This is a genomic window from Leucobacter sp. VD1, from assembly GCF_037150695.1.
Classification (GTDB): domain Bacteria; phylum Actinomycetota; class Actinomycetes; order Actinomycetales; family Microbacteriaceae; genus Leucobacter.
This window is the reverse complement of sequence record NZ_JBBCPO010000001.1, coordinates 868,179-884,182: the sequence shown is the minus strand read 5'-3', so window position 1 is coordinate 884,182 and position 16,004 is coordinate 868,179. Positions and strand designations below refer to the sequence as shown.

The 16,004-nt window shown below is 66.1% G+C and carries 14 protein-coding genes; 5 read left to right on the top strand and 9 right to left on the bottom strand.

What is annotated here, in order from left to right:
- Positions 1 to 111: 111 nt before the first annotated feature.
- The 3 genes from WFL22_RS04120 to dut all read right to left on the bottom strand — a co-directional run bounded on the left by WFL22_RS04120 (position 112) and on the right by dut (position 2,049).
- Positions 112 to 885 (bottom strand): DUF3159 domain-containing protein, encoded by a 774-nt coding sequence (locus WFL22_RS04120; protein ID WP_336991586.1) that lies wholly within the window; start codon positions 883 to 885, stop codon positions 112 to 114.
- Positions 882 to 1,547 carry a DUF3710 domain-containing protein gene (locus WFL22_RS04115; RefSeq protein ID WP_336650998.1) on the bottom strand — a complete coding sequence of 222 codons (666 nt, stop codon included), beginning with the start codon at positions 1,545 to 1,547 and terminating at the stop codon, positions 882 to 884. The genes WFL22_RS04120 and WFL22_RS04115 overlap by 4 nt, the downstream gene beginning before the upstream one ends.
- Positions 1,548 to 1,611: 64 nt before the next feature.
- Positions 1,612 to 2,049 (bottom strand): dUTP diphosphatase, encoded by a 438-nt coding sequence (gene dut, locus WFL22_RS04110; RefSeq protein ID WP_336650999.1) that lies wholly within the window; start codon positions 2,047 to 2,049, stop codon positions 1,612 to 1,614.
- A gap of 100 nt (positions 2,050 to 2,149) precedes the next feature.
- Here dut and WFL22_RS04105 point away from each other — a divergent pair, with 100 nt between their 5' ends.
- On the top strand, positions 2,150 to 2,620 hold the full coding sequence (locus tag WFL22_RS04105; RefSeq protein ID WP_336651000.1) for a DUF3093 domain-containing protein: 471 nt from the start codon (positions 2,150 to 2,152) through the stop codon (positions 2,618 to 2,620).
- Between the two features lie 120 nt (positions 2,621 to 2,740).
- On the opposite strand, the gene WFL22_RS04100 is transcribed toward WFL22_RS04105, so the two are convergent.
- Positions 2,741 to 3,031, bottom strand: a complete 291-nt coding sequence (locus WFL22_RS04100; RefSeq protein WP_336651001.1) for a DUF4193 family protein — start codon at positions 3,029 to 3,031, stop codon at positions 2,741 to 2,743.
- 224 nt (positions 3,032 to 3,255) lie between these two features.
- On the opposite strand from WFL22_RS04100, the gene sepH reads away from it, so the two are divergent.
- On the top strand, positions 3,256 to 4,458 hold the full coding sequence (gene sepH / locus WFL22_RS04095; RefSeq protein WP_336991584.1) for a septation protein SepH: 1,203 nt from the start codon (positions 3,256 to 3,258) through the stop codon (positions 4,456 to 4,458).
- 30 nt (positions 4,459 to 4,488) lie between these two features.
- Here sepH and WFL22_RS04090 read toward each other — a convergent pair whose 3' ends face one another.
- Positions 4,489 to 5,697 (bottom strand): alkaline phosphatase family protein, encoded by a 1,209-nt coding sequence (locus WFL22_RS04090; RefSeq protein WP_336651003.1) that lies wholly within the window; start codon positions 5,695 to 5,697, stop codon positions 4,489 to 4,491.
- 10 nt (positions 5,698 to 5,707) lie between these two features.
- Here WFL22_RS04090 and WFL22_RS04085 point away from each other — a divergent pair, with 10 nt between their 5' ends.
- Positions 5,708 to 8,161, top strand: a complete 2,454-nt coding sequence (locus tag WFL22_RS04085) for a DNA gyrase/topoisomerase IV subunit A (protein WP_336991583.1) — start codon at positions 5,708 to 5,710, stop codon at positions 8,159 to 8,161.
- 70 nt (positions 8,162 to 8,231) lie between these two features.
- Here WFL22_RS04085 and WFL22_RS04080 read toward each other — a convergent pair whose 3' ends face one another.
- Together WFL22_RS04080 and WFL22_RS04075 are read right to left on the bottom strand one after the other, a co-directional pair.
- Entirely contained in the window at positions 8,232 to 9,113 is an 882-nt protein-coding gene (locus WFL22_RS04080; RefSeq protein WP_336991581.1) for an EamA family transporter, read from the bottom strand.
- Between the two features lie 214 nt (positions 9,114 to 9,327).
- Positions 9,328 to 11,463: a DNA gyrase/topoisomerase IV subunit B gene (locus WFL22_RS04075; RefSeq protein WP_336991580.1), complete on the bottom strand. Its 2,136-nt coding sequence runs from the start codon at positions 11,461 to 11,463 to the stop codon at positions 9,328 to 9,330.
- 200 nt (positions 11,464 to 11,663) lie between these two features.
- Between WFL22_RS04075 and WFL22_RS04070 the strand changes: the two genes are divergently transcribed.
- Positions 11,664 to 11,885, top strand: coding sequence for a DUF7455 domain-containing protein (locus WFL22_RS04070; protein WP_336991579.1), 222 nt, complete (start codon positions 11,664 to 11,666; stop codon positions 11,883 to 11,885).
- Between the two features lie 81 nt (positions 11,886 to 11,966).
- Here the strand turns inward: WFL22_RS04070 and WFL22_RS04065 are convergent, their stop codons facing one another.
- On the bottom strand, positions 11,967 to 13,259 hold the full coding sequence (locus tag WFL22_RS04065) for an RNA polymerase sigma factor (protein WP_336651008.1): 1,293 nt from the start codon (positions 13,257 to 13,259) through the stop codon (positions 11,967 to 11,969).
- 183 nt (positions 13,260 to 13,442) lie between these two features.
- A complete protein-coding gene (locus WFL22_RS04060) occupies positions 13,443 to 14,411 on the bottom strand; it encodes a proteasome assembly chaperone family protein (RefSeq protein ID WP_336991578.1) in 969 nt (322 codons plus the stop codon).
- Positions 14,412 to 14,594: 183 nt separating this feature from the next.
- Between WFL22_RS04060 and lpdA the strand changes: the two genes are divergently transcribed.
- Positions 14,595 to 15,968, top strand: a complete 1,374-nt coding sequence (gene lpdA, locus WFL22_RS04055; RefSeq protein WP_336991577.1) for a dihydrolipoyl dehydrogenase — start codon at positions 14,595 to 14,597, stop codon at positions 15,966 to 15,968.
- The last annotated feature ends 36 nt before the right edge of the window (positions 15,969 to 16,004 follow it).

Sequence of the window (16,004 nt, the reverse complement as noted above, 5' to 3'; positions counted from 1 at the left end):
CTGCCCGCAGGCAAGATATCTCGATGTCGAGATAATTCTACACCCACTGCGGGCGCTCTTCGATCACTCTACCGGAGGCGGAACCCCTGCTTTTGCAACGGTTTCGGGCGCTTAATCATCAGATGATGGGGTCGTGTTCGACTGCTCTGCGAGCGACGCAGACACCCGACTCAGCACAAGCCAGGTCAAGATCGCGGCCAGCGCGAACAGCGGAACACCCATCAGCAGCCGGGCGAGTCCCAGCGCATCCACCGCAGCGTCTCCTCCGCCGCGCTCCGCAGCGAAATAGAGTGGCAGCTGCACGGCGAGACGCGCGCCGAAGGCGGCAATCCAGAACACCGTGCAGAGCTTCGCAGCGCGCCGCAGCACCGGGATCCGCCGCCACTCCGTGAGTGATCCGCGCAGGAAGCCGAGCAGCAGACCGATCAGCGGCCAGCCCACAAGCAGCGACACCGTGTGCGCCACGATCCACGCCGCGTTGATCCAGAATCCGGGCAGGTAGTAATCCTCGCCGCGGCCGGTGAACATCGTCACTGCCACACAGATCAGCACACCCACCAAACCCGACAGTGCCGCAGAAACCGGCTCCCGACGGATCAGCCGCCAGCCGAAAGCGAGCAGCGCAATCACGAGAGGCGCGATCGCCGCCACCCGGGCGTCGCGGGTGACGATGTACACGCCCAAATAGAGCGTTGCCGGCACCAGTGCCTCCGCGATCCCGCGCCAACCGCCGATCGCATCGAGCACGCCCCGTGCCGAGACGCCCTCGCCGTGCATCCCAGCCTCGACAACACCGCCCAAGCCGCCCCGAGACCCCAGAGCACGCGCATCGGGGCCGGTCGTTGCCTCAAGCCCCTCGGATGCGTCGTCGGGTCTGGCGCTCACGCCTGCTGAACCCCACCTGCGGCAGGCTCCTGGCGCTGCGCCTGCACACCTGCCGGCACGCGCAGCGGCAACAGTTCGCTCGGAGGCATCGGCTGCTCGCCACGCACCACAACGAGCTCACGGAACAGATCCATCACCCGCTCGCGAGTCGCCACATCAATGGCAGCCTTGCCCATGATCACGCCGCGCAGCATCCAGCGAGGGCCGTCCACTGCGATGAAGCGCGCAACACGGGTGCCGCCGCCCTGCTCCGCCGGAACTGCAGTCTGCGCCACAAGCTCTGGACCGAGCGGGCCATCTTCCTCAACAAGCGCCGCTCCCTGGCCAGCCATCTGCTGCGCAAGCTCAGCGCGCACGCCATGCCATAGTCCAGTGGATTTCGGCGCAGCGAAAGCCTGCACCTGCAGCAGCGACTCCGCATAGTCGAGCGACACTGCAACTACGCGATTCGCGCGCTCATCGACCTCAAGACGCAACTGCAGCCCCTCGCGCGGCGCCACCTTGATGCCGCCCAGATCCACGTAGGGGCGCATCGCAGGAACTTCGCTCGCGTCGAAGGGGCCCGCTTCGGCCCGATCCGCGGGCGCCGACTTCGCATCGTCGATCTGCGGCGCCTGAGGCTCCCTCAGCTCGACCTCGTCGGCCTGTCGTTCTTCGCTCATCCTCGGAACACTCCTTATTCGTGCCCGGGCTTCCGGGCTCTCCGTCAATTGTGGGAGCGCGGTCTCAGCCGCGCACTCCTGTCGATCCGAACCCTGACTCGCCACGCACGCTTTCAGGCAGCTGGGACACCGGCACGAATACCGCGCGAGACACCGGGGTGACGATCAGCTGCGCGATCCGGTCGCCGGCCTCCACCTGGAACGGTTCGGAGCGATCCGTGTTGAGCAGCGTCACCTTGATTTCACCGCGGTATCCGGCGTCCACCGTGCCGGGCGAGTTCACCACGGTGATGCCGTGCTTTGCGGCAAGACCACTGCGAGGCACCACGAAAGCCGCGTAGCCCTCGGGCAGTGCAATGGCCACTCCCGTGCCGATCAGCGCACGCTCCCCAGGCTCCAGCAGCACCGATTCGGAGGCGAACAGGTCGGCCCCGGCATCATCGGCGTGCGCATAGCGCGGGGGGATCTCGGCTCGAATGGGAATCTCTACGACATCGGTCACCCGGACAGGCTACCGGATCCGACCGAGAACCCCTGTGCGCCTCAGCAGCCGAGCCTCGGCGCTCGGCATCCTCCCCGCGCGACGCTGGGATAATGGAGGCATGACGAGTCGATCAGACGCAGCGCCCACCGCCCGTGCCTACCGGGAGCGACTGCTCCCCGGGGTCGGCCTCTACATCGCCCTGCTGCTGCTCGTGCCCGCGGTCGCGCTGGTACTCACCCCGATCGATTCGACACTCGCCTTGCCGGTAGGCATCGCGGCGTACCTCATCGTCGCCGTCGCGGTGACGCTCATGTGCCCGCTGATCACCGTGCAGGGGCAACGCCTGACGGCCGGGCGGGCCGAGATCCCGGTGCAGCAGCTCGGCAGCATCGAGTTGCTCGGCTCAGAGGGCATTCGCGCAGCAATCGGGCCGGGCGTCGACGCGCGCAGCTACCTCGTGGTGCGCGGGTGGATTCACCGAGGTGTGCGGATCGAGAACATCGACCCCGCTGATCCGGCACCGTTCTGGATCATCACCACGCGGCACCCGCAAAAGCTCGCCGAAGCGATCGAGGCCGCGAAGGGCTGACTCGTGTTCTGCCCGAGGCGAGAGCCTCGGACAGAACACGACTCTCCGCTGGCTGAATTCAGGCAGCGCATTCCCGGAGCTAAGGCCCCGGTGCGGCATGCGCTGAATCGCCTGCTGGATTCAGGCTGCGCACTCCGCGCAGACCGGTCCGAGATCAGTCTCCTCGGCCATCTGCGAGCGGTGGCGCACCAGGAAGCAGCTCACACAGGTGAACTCGTCGTCTTGCTGCGGCAGCACTACCACGTCGAGCTCGACGTCGGACAGGTCCGATCCGCCGATGTTGAAGCTCGGGTTGTCGGCATCCTCCGAGTCGATACCGGAGGCTCCCTTGGCGGGTCCGCGTTCCTTCAGAGCCTCGATCGACTCGGCTTCTTCCTCGGACTTGCGCGGGGCGTCGTAATCGGTGGCCATTCTCTCCTGCATTCCCGTGCCGCGGGAGCGGCACCTCATCGTTCGAGCGGCCATAGTCTGCCCTACGATCACGGTTCGGCGCAAACTCTTCGCCTCGGATTTCTCTGTACGCGAAGTCTCGCAGGCATGTTCTCCGCGGCATTCTGGGGCACGCGCCGCGTCAATACCCAGAGGAACGGCGGATCTGTGGCAGCCTGGGTCGCGACTCACGAAGGGAAGCGCCGATGGACGAATTGCGCCTTGTGCGACGCGAAGAGCGTTCGCTGATCGTTGCCAACGACGCCGGCGAGGAGTTCCGTCTCGTCGTCGACGATGCCGTGCTCAGCGAAATGCGCCATCTGGGCCGGCGGGAGCGCGACACTTCCCGCGTGCGCCCACGCGAAATCCAATCCCTCATCAGAGCTGGAAAGACACGCTCGCAGGTCGCGCAGTTGACCGGCCTCGACGAGGCCGACATCGAGCGCTATGAGGAGCCCGTGATCGCCGAGCGCAACTATGTGCTCGAACGCGCCCACGCCGTACCCGTGCGCACCGGATCGGACGATGACGGCGATCAGCGCTTCGGCGCCGTGATCGCTGAGCGTCTCATCGGCCTCGGATGTGACACTAGTGAGTGGTCGTCATGGCGTGATCCCGAGACTGGTTGGATGATCGCCCTCGAGTTCATCTCCCACGATGTTGCGCATCGCGCGGTCTGGGCGTTTGAGCACCGCAAGGGCCTGCTTTCCCCGGTCAACCCCGACGCCGTCAACTTGTCGAAGCAGGGCGATGTCGGAGACAGGCTCATCCCGAAGCTGCGTGCCGTCGATGCAGCCGATGCCTCACCGCGTTTCGACTCCGGGGCTTTCCGCGAATCGTCCGAGGCTGAATCAGTTGCTTCCGAAGACGCCGCAGAAGCGCACGGTGACCCCGTCGAACCAGAGACCACTGCAGACCTCCCCGCCCCACTCTCCGACGCGAACGCCGAGTACCAGCGTCGTCGCGAGATCGATCAGCGCGCGATCAAGTCGGAGGCTGCGGACTCCGATCTGAGCCAAACCGCGGATCTGCTCGACGCTCTGCGCAAACGACGTGGCGAGCGCGATCGCAGCCGGAACACCGCGGAGGAGCCGCTCGAACGGCCGACGCCAGTGCACCCCAGTGTGCAGCCCGTGCCTCCGGCTCCTCCCGCTCCTGCGGCCGATCCTGAACCAATCCCAACTCCCCCGCGCAGCATCTGGGGTGCCGTGAGCGGCGCCCCAGAGGCAACTGAGCATACGACGGAGCAAACCGAGCTGGCCCGCCAGAACGAGGCAAACCGCAAGCCAGACTCCGGCCGCAAGGGCGAATCGTCGGAGGGCGAACGAGGCGGGCGAAAGGGCCGCGCTTCGATTCCCAGTTGGGATGACATCCTCTTCGGCACCCGCAGCGACGAGGACCCGGCGTAGGGGGTCTCGGCAACGCCCGCGAGGCGCTGTCTAAAACGCCGGCGTCGCTGCTGCGACGGCTGAAGCGAAGCCGCTGCCCGCGAGCGCACCCGCCAGCACAAGCGGCACGCCTCGCTCGTCCTCGCTGAACGACCCGTGCTGCCCCACCATGTCGAGCGAGCGCGGATCGTCGGCTGAGCTGTAGTAGGCCACCTGCTTGCGCGCCGCGATCACCACGTCGCCGATCCGCTGCGCAACCTCCGGCGCGACAGCACCGAAGCACCCGGAAGCGACGGCTTCCTCTCGCGTCGCGACCCACGCGCGGGCACCCTCGGCCTCGGCCCAGAGGCGCGCGACTGCCTGCGCGTCGGCACCGTCGAGCAGGAACAGTGAGCGGAAGCGGGGCTCTCCCCCAACCTCGTCGACATCCGCGAACAGCTCGGTATCGGCGTCGAGCATCACTTGCTGGTGCGCGCCAACGTCGACAATGCCGTGATCGGCTGTCACAACGACCCCAACGTCTCCAGGCAGCGTACGCAAGAACGCATCGAGTTCGGCGTCGAAACGTTCGAGCCACCGCGCCCAGGCGTCGCTCTGCCAGCCGTGCTCATGCGCCGCCTTGTCGAGCTCGTCGATGTAGAGATACGCCACGATAGGCTCGCCGCGCCGCAGCAGCTGCGACGCGGCCGCGAAGCGATCCTCGATCCGCTGCCCTGGTACGTACTCAGCACCGCTGAGAATTGCCTCAGTGAGGCCGCCTGTAGCGTGCGCCGGTCGCCCGATCGCGACGGGCCGAGCGCCGATAGCGCTGGCGACCGTGAACAGCGGCGTCGCTCGCTGCCAGGCCGAGCGATCCTCGATGCCCTGCCAATCTTTCAACGTGGTTACGAGGCCGAGCTTTGGGTGGCGGATCCGGTAGCCGATCAATCCGTGCGCACCGGGCAGGCGCCCGGTGGTGAGCGTGGTGAGCGCCGCACCCGTGGTCGATGGGGCAACGGTTTCGATGCGCCGTTTGGGCAGCTTGGCGAGCGCCGGGGCGTGCCCCTTGCGGGCCTGCAGATTCGCGTGGCCGAGGCCGTCGACCACGATCATCACGAAGGAGCGGATCGCGGGGAGCTTGGCGGTGTCGGGCACTGGCACGCCCGGGGTGATCTCGAGCGCTGCTCGCGGATCGACGCCGAGCCCCCTGGCGACCGCGGAGATCCCGCTTGGCAGAATCGCGGCCAGCCTCGCACCGTTGTCGGCGGTCGTCGGTAGCATGATCTCCATTATGACCGAATCCCGAAGTGACGCCCCGCACGAGACCGCGGGGGAACGCATCGAAGACATCGACATCTCGCAGGAGATGGAGGGATCATTTCTCGAGTACGCCTACTCGGTGATCTACTCGCGCGCTCTTCCCGACGCCCGCGACGGGCTCAAGCCCGTGCAGCGGCGCATCCTCTTCATGATGCAGGACATGGGCCTGCGCCCCGAGAAGGGCCACGTGAAGTCGGCGCGCGTCGTGGGCGAGGTGATGGGCAAGTTGCACCCGCACGGTGACGCGTCCATCTACGATGCGCTTGTGCGCCTCGCCCAGGGATTCGCGATGCGTTTGCCACTCGTCGACGGCCACGGCAACTTCGGCTCGCTTGATGACGGCCCAGCCGCGTCGCGTTACACGGAGGCGCGCCTCGCAGGCGCCGCGCTCGCGATGACCGAAGCGCTCGACGAAGACGTCGTTGACTTCGTGCCCAACTACGACAACCAGATCATGCAGCCGGAGGTGCTGCCCTCAGCGGTGCCCAATCTGCTGGTGAACGGTGCCAGTGGCATCGCTGTCGGCATGGCCACGAACCTCGCCCCGCACAACCTCATCGAGGTCGTCGACGGCGCGAAGCATCTGCTGCATCACCCGGAGGCCACCATTGACGAACTCATGGAGTTCATCCCGGGCCCAGATTTGCCGGGCGGCGGCATCATCGTCGGTCTCGACGGTGTGAAAGACGCCTACCGCACCGGGCGCGGCGCGTTCCGCACCCGCGCAAAGGTGTCGGTCGAGCCGCTCGGGCCGCGACGCACCGGCTTGATCGTCACCGAACTGCCCTACCTCGTCGGCCCCGAGCGCGTCATCGAGAAGATCAAGCAGGGCGTCGAAGCGAAAAAGCTCTCGGGCATTTCCGATGTGGCCGACCTCACCGACCGCAAGAACGGGTTGCGACTCGTCATCACCCTCAAGACCGGGTTCTCGCCTGAGGCCGTGCTCGAGCAGCTGTACCGCTACACCCCGCTTGAAGACTCGTTCAGCATCAACTCGGTGGCTCTGGTGAAGGGGCAGCCGCAGACGCTCGGCCTGCGTGAAATGCTGCGGGTCTTCCTCGACCACCGCGTCTCGGTGATTACGCGCCGCAGCGAATACCGCCTGAAGAAGCGCCGCGAACGGCTGCACCTCGTCGAAGGCCTGCTCATCGCGATCCTCGACATCGACGAGGTCATCCAACTCATCCGCACGAGCGACGACGCCGAGACGGCCCGCACGCGGCTCATGCAGGTGTTCGACCTCTCCGAGCCGCAGGCCGAGTACATCCTCGAGTTGCGCCTGCGCCGCCTCACGAAGTTCTCCAGGGTCGAGCTCGAATCCGAGCGAGACCAGCTGCGTGCCGAGATTGAGGCCCTGCTCGAAATTCTGAGCAGCGACGAGAAGCTCCGCGGCGTCGTCGCCGCCGAACTCGACCAGGCGGCCGAAGCGTTCGGCACCCCACGACGCACCGTGCTCACCGGAGCGGTGGCGCGACCAGCGCGCGCCTCAGCATCCGCGGCCTCGCTCGAAGTGGCCGACACCCCTTGCACGGTGCTGCTCTCGGCGACGGGCCGCGCGCTACGCATCGACCGCGACCCCGAGGCCGCAGAGTCGCCCCGCGCCGCAGCCCGGGCGACCAAGCACGGTGCCGTGGTGTCGCGCGCCGACGGCACTGTGCGGGGCGAGCTGGGCGCGATCCTCTCCGACGGCACCCTGCACCGCTTCACCCCCGTCGACCTGCCGCTCGTGCCGGCCGCATCCATCGCGTTCTCGGCCGGCGTGAAGATCGCCGATTACCTGGGCCTCACCGACAAAAAGCTCCGCGTCGTGGGTCTCGTGCCGCTCGACGTCGAAACGCCAGTAGGTCTCTTTACCGAGCAGGGCACGGTGAAGCGTGTGGTGCTCACCGACCTCCCTGCGAAGCCCTCGTTCGAGGTGATCGGGCTGAAAGCGGGCGACCGCCTCGTCGGCGCCTTCGCGGCGCCAGACGACAGCGAGTTCGCGGTGGTAACGAGCGATGCGCAGCTGCTGCGCTTCGCGGCATCCTCGGTGCGACCGCAGGGTCGCCCCGCCGCCGGAATGGCGGGGATCCGCCTCGGCAACGAAGCACGGGTCGTGTTCGCGGGAGCCGTGCCCAACGGCGCAGAGGCTCGCGTGGTCACCGTCGCCGACAGCTCGATCACTCTGCCGGGCACCGACGTCGCCACTGCGAAGGTGACCGAGTGGTCGGAGTTCCCAGCGAAGGGGCGCGCCACCGGCGGTGTGCGAGCTCAACGCTTCCTCAAGTGGGAAGACCAGATCGCCTGCGCGTGGATCGGCACCGGTGAACCTCGCGCTCTCGCCGCCGACGGCACAGCTCGCAAGCTGCCGAGCGAACTCGGCAAGCGCGACGGCTCCGGGCAGCCCATCGACGGTGCCGCAGCCTACGTCGGCGAAGCCCCGTAGCATTCATGTGGCACGGCCTTAGCGGGCCGTGCCACATCAGCGGCCGGCGATCCGCCCCCGCATGCCTGCGTCACAGCGCCACCATCAGCACCCCTACCACCACGATCCCCGCGGCCAGCAGCCGCAGCACCGGTCGGTTTTCTTTGTAGCGGATCGCACCGTAGAGCCCCACCAGCACCACGCTCACCTCACGCACAGGCGCCACCAACGACACCGGCGCAAGTGTCACAGCCGTCAACACGAGCACGTAGGAAAGCGGCGACAGCACACCAAAGGCGAGCAAACGCAACCTATTGCGGCGCAGCTCCTCACGCAGCCGCGCGATCGCTCCTCCGCGCTGCTCAAGCAGCAGCATCACGGAGAAAAGCGGAATCTCGGCGAGCGTGCACCCCACCATGAACGCCACAGGCGCGATTCCCGTGCCCGCCACTGCGTGAGCGTCCCACACCGTGTAGGCGGCAATCGCCACCCCTGTCAGGAGCCCATAGACGAGCCCGGGATCGAAGCGACGCCGCCGCACTCCTCGGCCGGGTCGGCCGACAACACCAAACGCCGCAACACCTCCGATCACCAGTAGCACACCGATGAGCGCGCCAGGGCCGGGGCGCTCGCCGAGCAGCGCGACGGCCACCACCACAGTGAGGATGGGAGCGGTGCCCCGCGCCGTCGCGTACACCGTGGAAAGATCACCGCGCGCATAGCCGCGTTGCAGCACGAGCATATAGAGCACATGCAGTGCACCGGAAACACCGACACCCAGCAGGAACGCGCCGGCCGAGGCAGTGCCGAGCCCGCCGGTAACGGGCACCACAGCAGCCCAGAGGAGGGTGCTCGCCACCAAGCCCCACCAGAGGAACGGCACACCGGAACGGCTCGAACCGTGCGCGATGATGTTCCACGCCGCGTGAGTGATCGCCGCAGCGAGCACGAGAAACAGGGCTGAAATGGGCACGGCAGAACCTTCTGCCCGATCGCGAACGGCGCGACGGGCGAGGTTCCTCCGGGCTTTTGTCCTGTCAGATGACGCCGGATCATGGAACCCGACGTGGCACCGCTCGGACCAGACGGATCAGGTGCGAACACCGCGACCCCGGAACCCTAGGCGCTATCGCTTTCAAGCCTAGCAGCGGGCCGACCGCCCGTGAGCTCGGCCGGTCCGCTGTACGCTACGCGTCGATGCGCTCCCTGTCGAGATCGTCGGCGTTCTCCACGATGAACTCCTTGCGTGGAGCAACCTCGTTGCCCATCAGCAGCTCGAATACCCGAGAGGCGGCCTGCGCATCCTCCACACGCACGCGACGCAGCGTGCGCTGCGAACGATCCATTGTCGTCTCCGCGAGCTGATCCGCATCCATCTCACCGAGGCCCTTGTACCGCTGAATGGGCTCCTGATACTTCTTACCGCGCTTGCGCAGATCGGCGAGCAACACCGTCAGCTCGCGTTCGCTGTAGGTGTAGATGACGTCGTTCGGTTTGCGCCCGGCGTTCTGCACGATCACCCGGTGCAGCGGCGGCACTGCGGCGTAGACGCGCCCCGCCTCGAGCATCGGCCGCATGTAGCGGAAGAACAGCGTGAGCAACAGCGTGCGAATGTGCGCGCCATCAACATCGGCGTCGCTCATGAGGATCACCTTGCCGTAACGTGCCGAATCGATCTCGAAATCACGGCCAGACCCCGCACCGATGACCTTGATGATGGCACCGCACTCGGCATTCGACAGCATCTCGGCGACAGAGGCTTTCTGCACATTGAGGATCTTGCCGCGAATCGGCAGCAGCGCCTGAAACTCGCTGTCGCGCGCAGGGCGGGCCGTGCCGAGTGCGCTATCGCCCTCGACGATGAACAGCTCGGTTTCGGCCACGTTCTTCGAGCGGCAGTCGATGAGCTTCGCCGGCAGCGACGAGCTTTCGAGTGAGCTTTTCCGACGCGCGGTATCCCGCTGAGCTCGCAGCGCGATGCGGGCCTTCATCTCGGAGACCATCTTCTCGAGCAGGGCGCTCGTCTGGGCTTTATCGTCGCGCTTGGTCGAGGCGTAACGCTCGTCGAGACCCTTCACGATGGCGCGGGAGACGATGGAGCGCACAGCAGCGGTGCCGAGCACCTCCTTGGTCTGGCCCTCGAACTGAGGTTCTGGCACACGCACGGTCACCACTGCGGTGAGACCAGTGAGAATGTCGTCCTTGTCGGGCCGGTCGCTGCCGGCCTTCAGCTTGCGAGCGTTCTGCTCGATTTGCTTGCGGAAGAAACGAGTGAGCCCCTGTTCGAAGCCGCTGAGATGCGTGCCGCCCTTCGGCGTCGAGATAATGTTGACAAAGGTTTGCACCTCGGTGTCGTAGCCGGTGCCCCAGCGCAATGCGATATCGACCTCGCAGCTGCGCTCCACCTCGCGCGACACCAGGTGCCCGGTTTGTTCGTCCATCACGGGCACCGTCTCAGTGAAGGTGCCGGAATCGATGATCCGCCAAGTTTCAGTGAGGGGCGCATCGACCGCGAGGAAATCGACGAACTCAGAAATGCCACCCTCGTACTCGAAGCGGTGCACCGGCGGCTCACCGGCCTCGGTGAGCGACTCAGGCCGACGATCAGTGATTTCGATGGCGAGGCCGGGCACGAGGAACGCGGTCTGACGTGCCCGGGCCACGAGAGCATCGGGTTCGAAGCGGGCGGTGGCGAGGAAGATTTGCGGATCGGCCCAGTAGCGCACGCGGGTGCCGGTTACGCCCTTCTTCACCTTGCCAACGACGCGCAACTCCGAGGAATCCTCGAACGCGGTGAACGGGGCATCGGGACCATCGCCGTCGAAGATGCCAGGCTCGCCGTGACGGAACGACATCGCCCAGGTCTTGCCGTCGCGATCGACCTCGACGTCGAGCCGGGAAGAGAGTGCGTTCACCACCGATGCGCCGACGCCGTGCAGACCACCGGAAGAGGCGTAGCCGCCGCCGCCGAACTTGCCGCCAGCGTGCAGCTTCGTGAAGACGAGTTCGACGCCGGACAGGCCGCTCTTCGGCTCGACATCGACAGGCACGCCGCGCCCCTGATCGGAGACCGTCACACTGCCGTCTTCGTGGAGGGTGATGCCGATCTCACGGCCGTGTCCTGCCAGGGCCTCGTCGACGGAGTTGTCGATGATCTCCCAGAGGCAGTGCATGAGACCGCGCGAATCGGTCGTGCCGATGTACATGCCGGGCCGCTTGCGCACCGCTTCGAGACCTTCGAGCACGGTGAGGTGCCTGGCGGAGTAGCTCGACTCCGCTGAGGTGGACGTTGCCGCCCCGGTCGCTGAACGCTCCGATGCCACTGTGGGGATCTCCTCTGCTCGACGGACGCATCTACCCTAGGGCAGACCACCGACGTGGACTGTCGTATCGCTCGGCGAGTGCGGATCCCGCGCGATGCGGGGCTACGCGCACAGCGAACCCGGGCTCGCTGAGGCACGAAAATCACCTCGGCGTGCTTGGATAGAGGTGGAACGATTGATCGGACGAACGGGAGGATGCCATGACGACACTCGAGCAAGATCGTGCGACCGAGGTCGAGGCGGCGGATCGCCCGCTCAGCGCCTTGGACCGCTGCGACAGCTGCGGCGCCCAGGCATATGTGCGAGTGATGCTCAGCGGCAGTGAGCTGCTTTTCTGCGCCCACCACGCCCACAAGCATGAAGAGAAGCTGCGCCCGATGGCAGAGGTATGGCACGACGAGAGCCACCGCCTCGGGGCCTAGAACTTTCCCGCAGCACACACGAAGCGCCGCCCCTCGAATCACTTCGAGGGGCGGCGCTTCGGCTATGCGCCTGCTGGCGACTTACTCCAGGTAGTCGCGCAGCTGCTGCGAGCGTGAGGGGTGACGCAGCTTCGCCATCGTCTTCGACTCGATCTGGCGAATGCGCTCGCGCGTCACACCGAAGGTGTCACCGATCTGATCGAGCGTCTTCGGCATCCCGTCACCGAGGCCGAAGCGCATGCGGATCACTCCGGCTTCGCGCTCGGAGAGCGAATCGAGCAGCTGCTCGAGCTGCTGCTGCAGCATCGTAAAGCCCACCGCATCGGCCGGCACGACCGCTTCGGTGTCCTCAATGAGATCACCGAACTCGCTGTCGCCATCTTCACCAAGCGGGGTATGCAGCGAGATGGGCTCGCGCCCGTACTTCTGCACCTCGACGACCTTCTCAGGGGTCATGTCGAGCTCGCGGCTCAGTTCTTCAGGGGTGGGCTCGCGGCCGAGATCCTGCAGCATCTGACGCTGCACGCGCGCGAGCTTATTGATGACCTCCACCATGTGCACCGGGATGCGGATGGTGCGAGCCTGATCAGCCATGGCGCGCGTGATGGCCTGGCGGATCCACCAGGTCGCGTAGGTCGAGAACTTGAAGCCCTTGGTGTAGTCGAACTTCTCAACCGCGCGGATCAGGCCGAGGTTGCCCTCCTGAATGAGGTCGAGAAACTGCATCCCGCGTCCCGTGTAGCGCTTCGCGAGCGACACCACGAGGCGCAGGTTCGCGCCGAGCAGATGGCTCTTCGCGCGCTGGCCGTCACGAGCCACCCACTTGAGTTCACGGGTGAGCTTCTTCGAGAGGCCCTTCTCAGTCGCGAGCTTCTCCTCCGCGAACAGGCCTGCTTCGATTCGCATCGCAAGCTCGACCTCTTCAGCGGCATTCAGCAGCGCAACCTTGCCGATCTGCTTGAGGTAGTCCTTCACCGGATCCGCGGTTGCACCGGGGATTGCGGTAGTGACAGTGGGCACGTCCTCCTCATCGGAGGCCTTGAGCACGATTGCACCGGTGGGCAGAGGCTCGGCCACCACGGGGCTGGGCTTCTCCTCCTCGGCTTCTGCGTTCTCTTCATCGACCTCGGCGTCGACTTCGTCGAGCAGATCGTCTTTCTTGCTCGCGCGACGCCCGGCAGGCTTCTGAGCTGCCGACGCGGCCTTCTTGGGCGCAGCCTTCTTGGCGGCGGGGGCTTTCTTCGCCGCCGGCGCCTTCTTCGGTGCCGCGGCCTCGACGACCTCCTCCGTTGCGACCTGATCGGCCGTCTCGGAATCCTTCTTCGCCGCCTTCGCGGACGTTGCACGAGTCCTGGTCGTGGATGCAGTTGCCACGCAGCCGCCTCTCTGTCTGGTGTCTCCGCCTGAGCCGTCGATGGCATCGACGAGTGCTCACAGCATGAAAACCCATGTCAAGCCCGTCGTATTCCCGAGCACGGGATAACGCCGGATTGAATGGGCTACAACCTCTATTATTGCATGCCGAGCGCGCCCCATCTGACAGCCGCTGCAGTGCCCTCAGCGACCGCCGCCGAGTCCGCTATCGCCGTCCGATCCGGCGCCTGAATCATCGTCGGAATCGGATCCGGTTTGGCGCTCCGCGAGGAAGCGCTCAAGCTCGCTCGCCAGCTGCTCCGCGGTCGGAATCATGCCGTCTTCGCCGATCAAAGGCGAACGGATGGTCTGATCCTCCATATATGCGTCGTAACGCCCCTCAAGCGTGCGCACCATATCGAGCGACTCCTGATTTCCGGCGATCTGCTCGTCAACCTGCGTCATGAAACGACGTGAGGCCTCGCGTACCGAGTCGGTCGATAGGATCAGCCCTGTTGCCGCCATGATGCCGTCGAGAGCCGCGTAGAGGGCCTCCGGGTACTCGGTGTTCGCGAGATAGTGCGGGATCAGCAGCGCGAATCCCACCACCTCCTCACCGAGGCTGTGCAGCCGATACTCGAGCACATGCGCCGCAGAGGCCGACAGCCGAGTGGTCGGACGCCACACCGAGCGCTCCTCGATGAGATCATCACGCGATCCGCTGACCGTCATCGATATTGGCCGAGTGTGAGGCACCGGCATGGGAAGCGCGTGCGACCACACCGTGATCGAGACCTCGAACTCGTGCACCAGCAGCAACACCGTGTCGATGAACTGCTCCCAGCGGAAGTCGGGCTCGTACCCACTCAACAGCAGGAACGGCTTGCCGAGCTCGTCGTGCACGAGGCTGAGCATGAGCTCCTCGGGAGAGTAATCGACGAGGTGATCCTCATCGAAAGTGATGACCGGCCGACGCGCGCGGTAGTCGAGCAGCAGGTCTGCGTTGAAACGCACCAGCTCTTCAGGCTCGTAGCGATCCCAGAGATACTCCTCGAGCTGCGAGACCGCGCCGCCGGCATCGGTCAGCCCCTGCATGGCAACAACGAGCGGCAGGCCGCGCGGCACCCGCGCCCGTCGCTCGGCGTAGTCTGCGGAGAAGATCGAATCGGTCACGCCTCCATCCTACGAAGCCACGAGCACGGCGCGCCCGTGCGCCGTCACGCCGACAGCGAACCGGCCAGCCGCATGCGGAGCACCCGAGCCACCACACAGCGCCGGGTGTAGGCTGGACGCAGTGCGCCCGACACCACCCCGGGCCGCCGAGACACATTGCGAACACCCCGAGGGAGATCCCACTTGGCCGATCAGCAGTTTGACATCGTCGTTCTGGGCGGCGGAAGCGCCGGCTATGCAGCCGCCATCCGTGCGACGCAGCTCGGCTTCAGCGCCGCCGTCATCGAGAAGGACAAGCTCGGCGGCACCTGCCTGCACCGCGGTTGCGTGCCCACCAAGGCCCTGCTCCACTCTGCCGAGATCGCCGATGTGGCGCGCGACGGTGAGGCGTACGGCGTGCTCACGAGCGTTTCCGGCGTCGATATCGCAGGCGTCACCCGATTCCGCGAGAACCTCGTGGCGGGCAAGTTCAAGGGCCTGCAGGGTCTCCTCAAGGCCAACGGCATCACTGTCATCGCCGGAGAGGGCCGCCTCGTCTCGCCCACCACGGTGCAGGTGGGCGAGGATCGCATCAGTGGCAAGCACGTCGTGCTCGCCACTGGTTCATTCTCACGCTCGCTTCCCGGGCTTGAGATCGGTGGCCGCGTCATCACCAGCGAGCACGCACTCGAACTGCAGGAGATCCCGAAGCGAGTAGTCATCCTTGGCGGCGGCGTGATCGGTGTGGAGTTCGCCAGCGTGTGGCGTTCCTTCGGCTCTGAGGTCACCATCGTGGAGGGTCTCCCCCACCTGGTTCCCAATGAAGAGGAGTCTGTCTCGAAGCAGCTCGAGCGCGCCTTCCGCAAGCGCGGTATCGACTTCAAGATCGGCGTGCGCTTCAAGTCGGTCTCTCAGGATGCAAACGGCGTCTCGGTGTCGCTCGAAGACGGCACCGAGCTGGCAGCCGACTACCTGCTCGTCGCCGTCGGTCGCGGCCCCGCGACGCAGGGCCTCGGTTTCGAGGAGGTCGGGATCGCAATGGATCGCGGCTTCGTGCTTACCGATGAGCGGCTCGCCACCAACGTGCCCGGCGTCTACGCCGTCGGCGACATCGTTCCCGGCCTGCAGCTCGCGCACAGGGGCTACCAGCAGGGCATCTTCGTTGCCGAAGAGATCGCCGGTCTCGCACCTGTCGTGGTGCAGGACGTCAACATCCCGAAGATCACCTACTGCGACCCTGAGATCGCGTCCGTCGGGCTCACCGAGGCCAAGGCTAAAGAGCAGTTCGGCGCCGAAAACGTGAGCAGCTACGAGTACAACCTCGCGGGCAACGCGAAGAGCTCGATCCTGGGCACCGCCGGCACGGTGAAGGCCGTGCGCGTGAACAACGGCCCCGTGGTGGGTGTGCACATGATCGGTGCCCGCGTTGGCGAGCTCGTGGGCGAAGCACAGCTCATCGTCAACTGGGAAGCGTACCCAGAAGACGTCGCCCCCTTCATCCACGGCCACCCGACCCAAAACGAGACCATCGGCGAGGCCATGCTGAAGCTCGCCGGCAAGCCGCTGCACGCCATCTGAGCGCGGCGACAGACTTTTACGAACGAAACAGGAGAT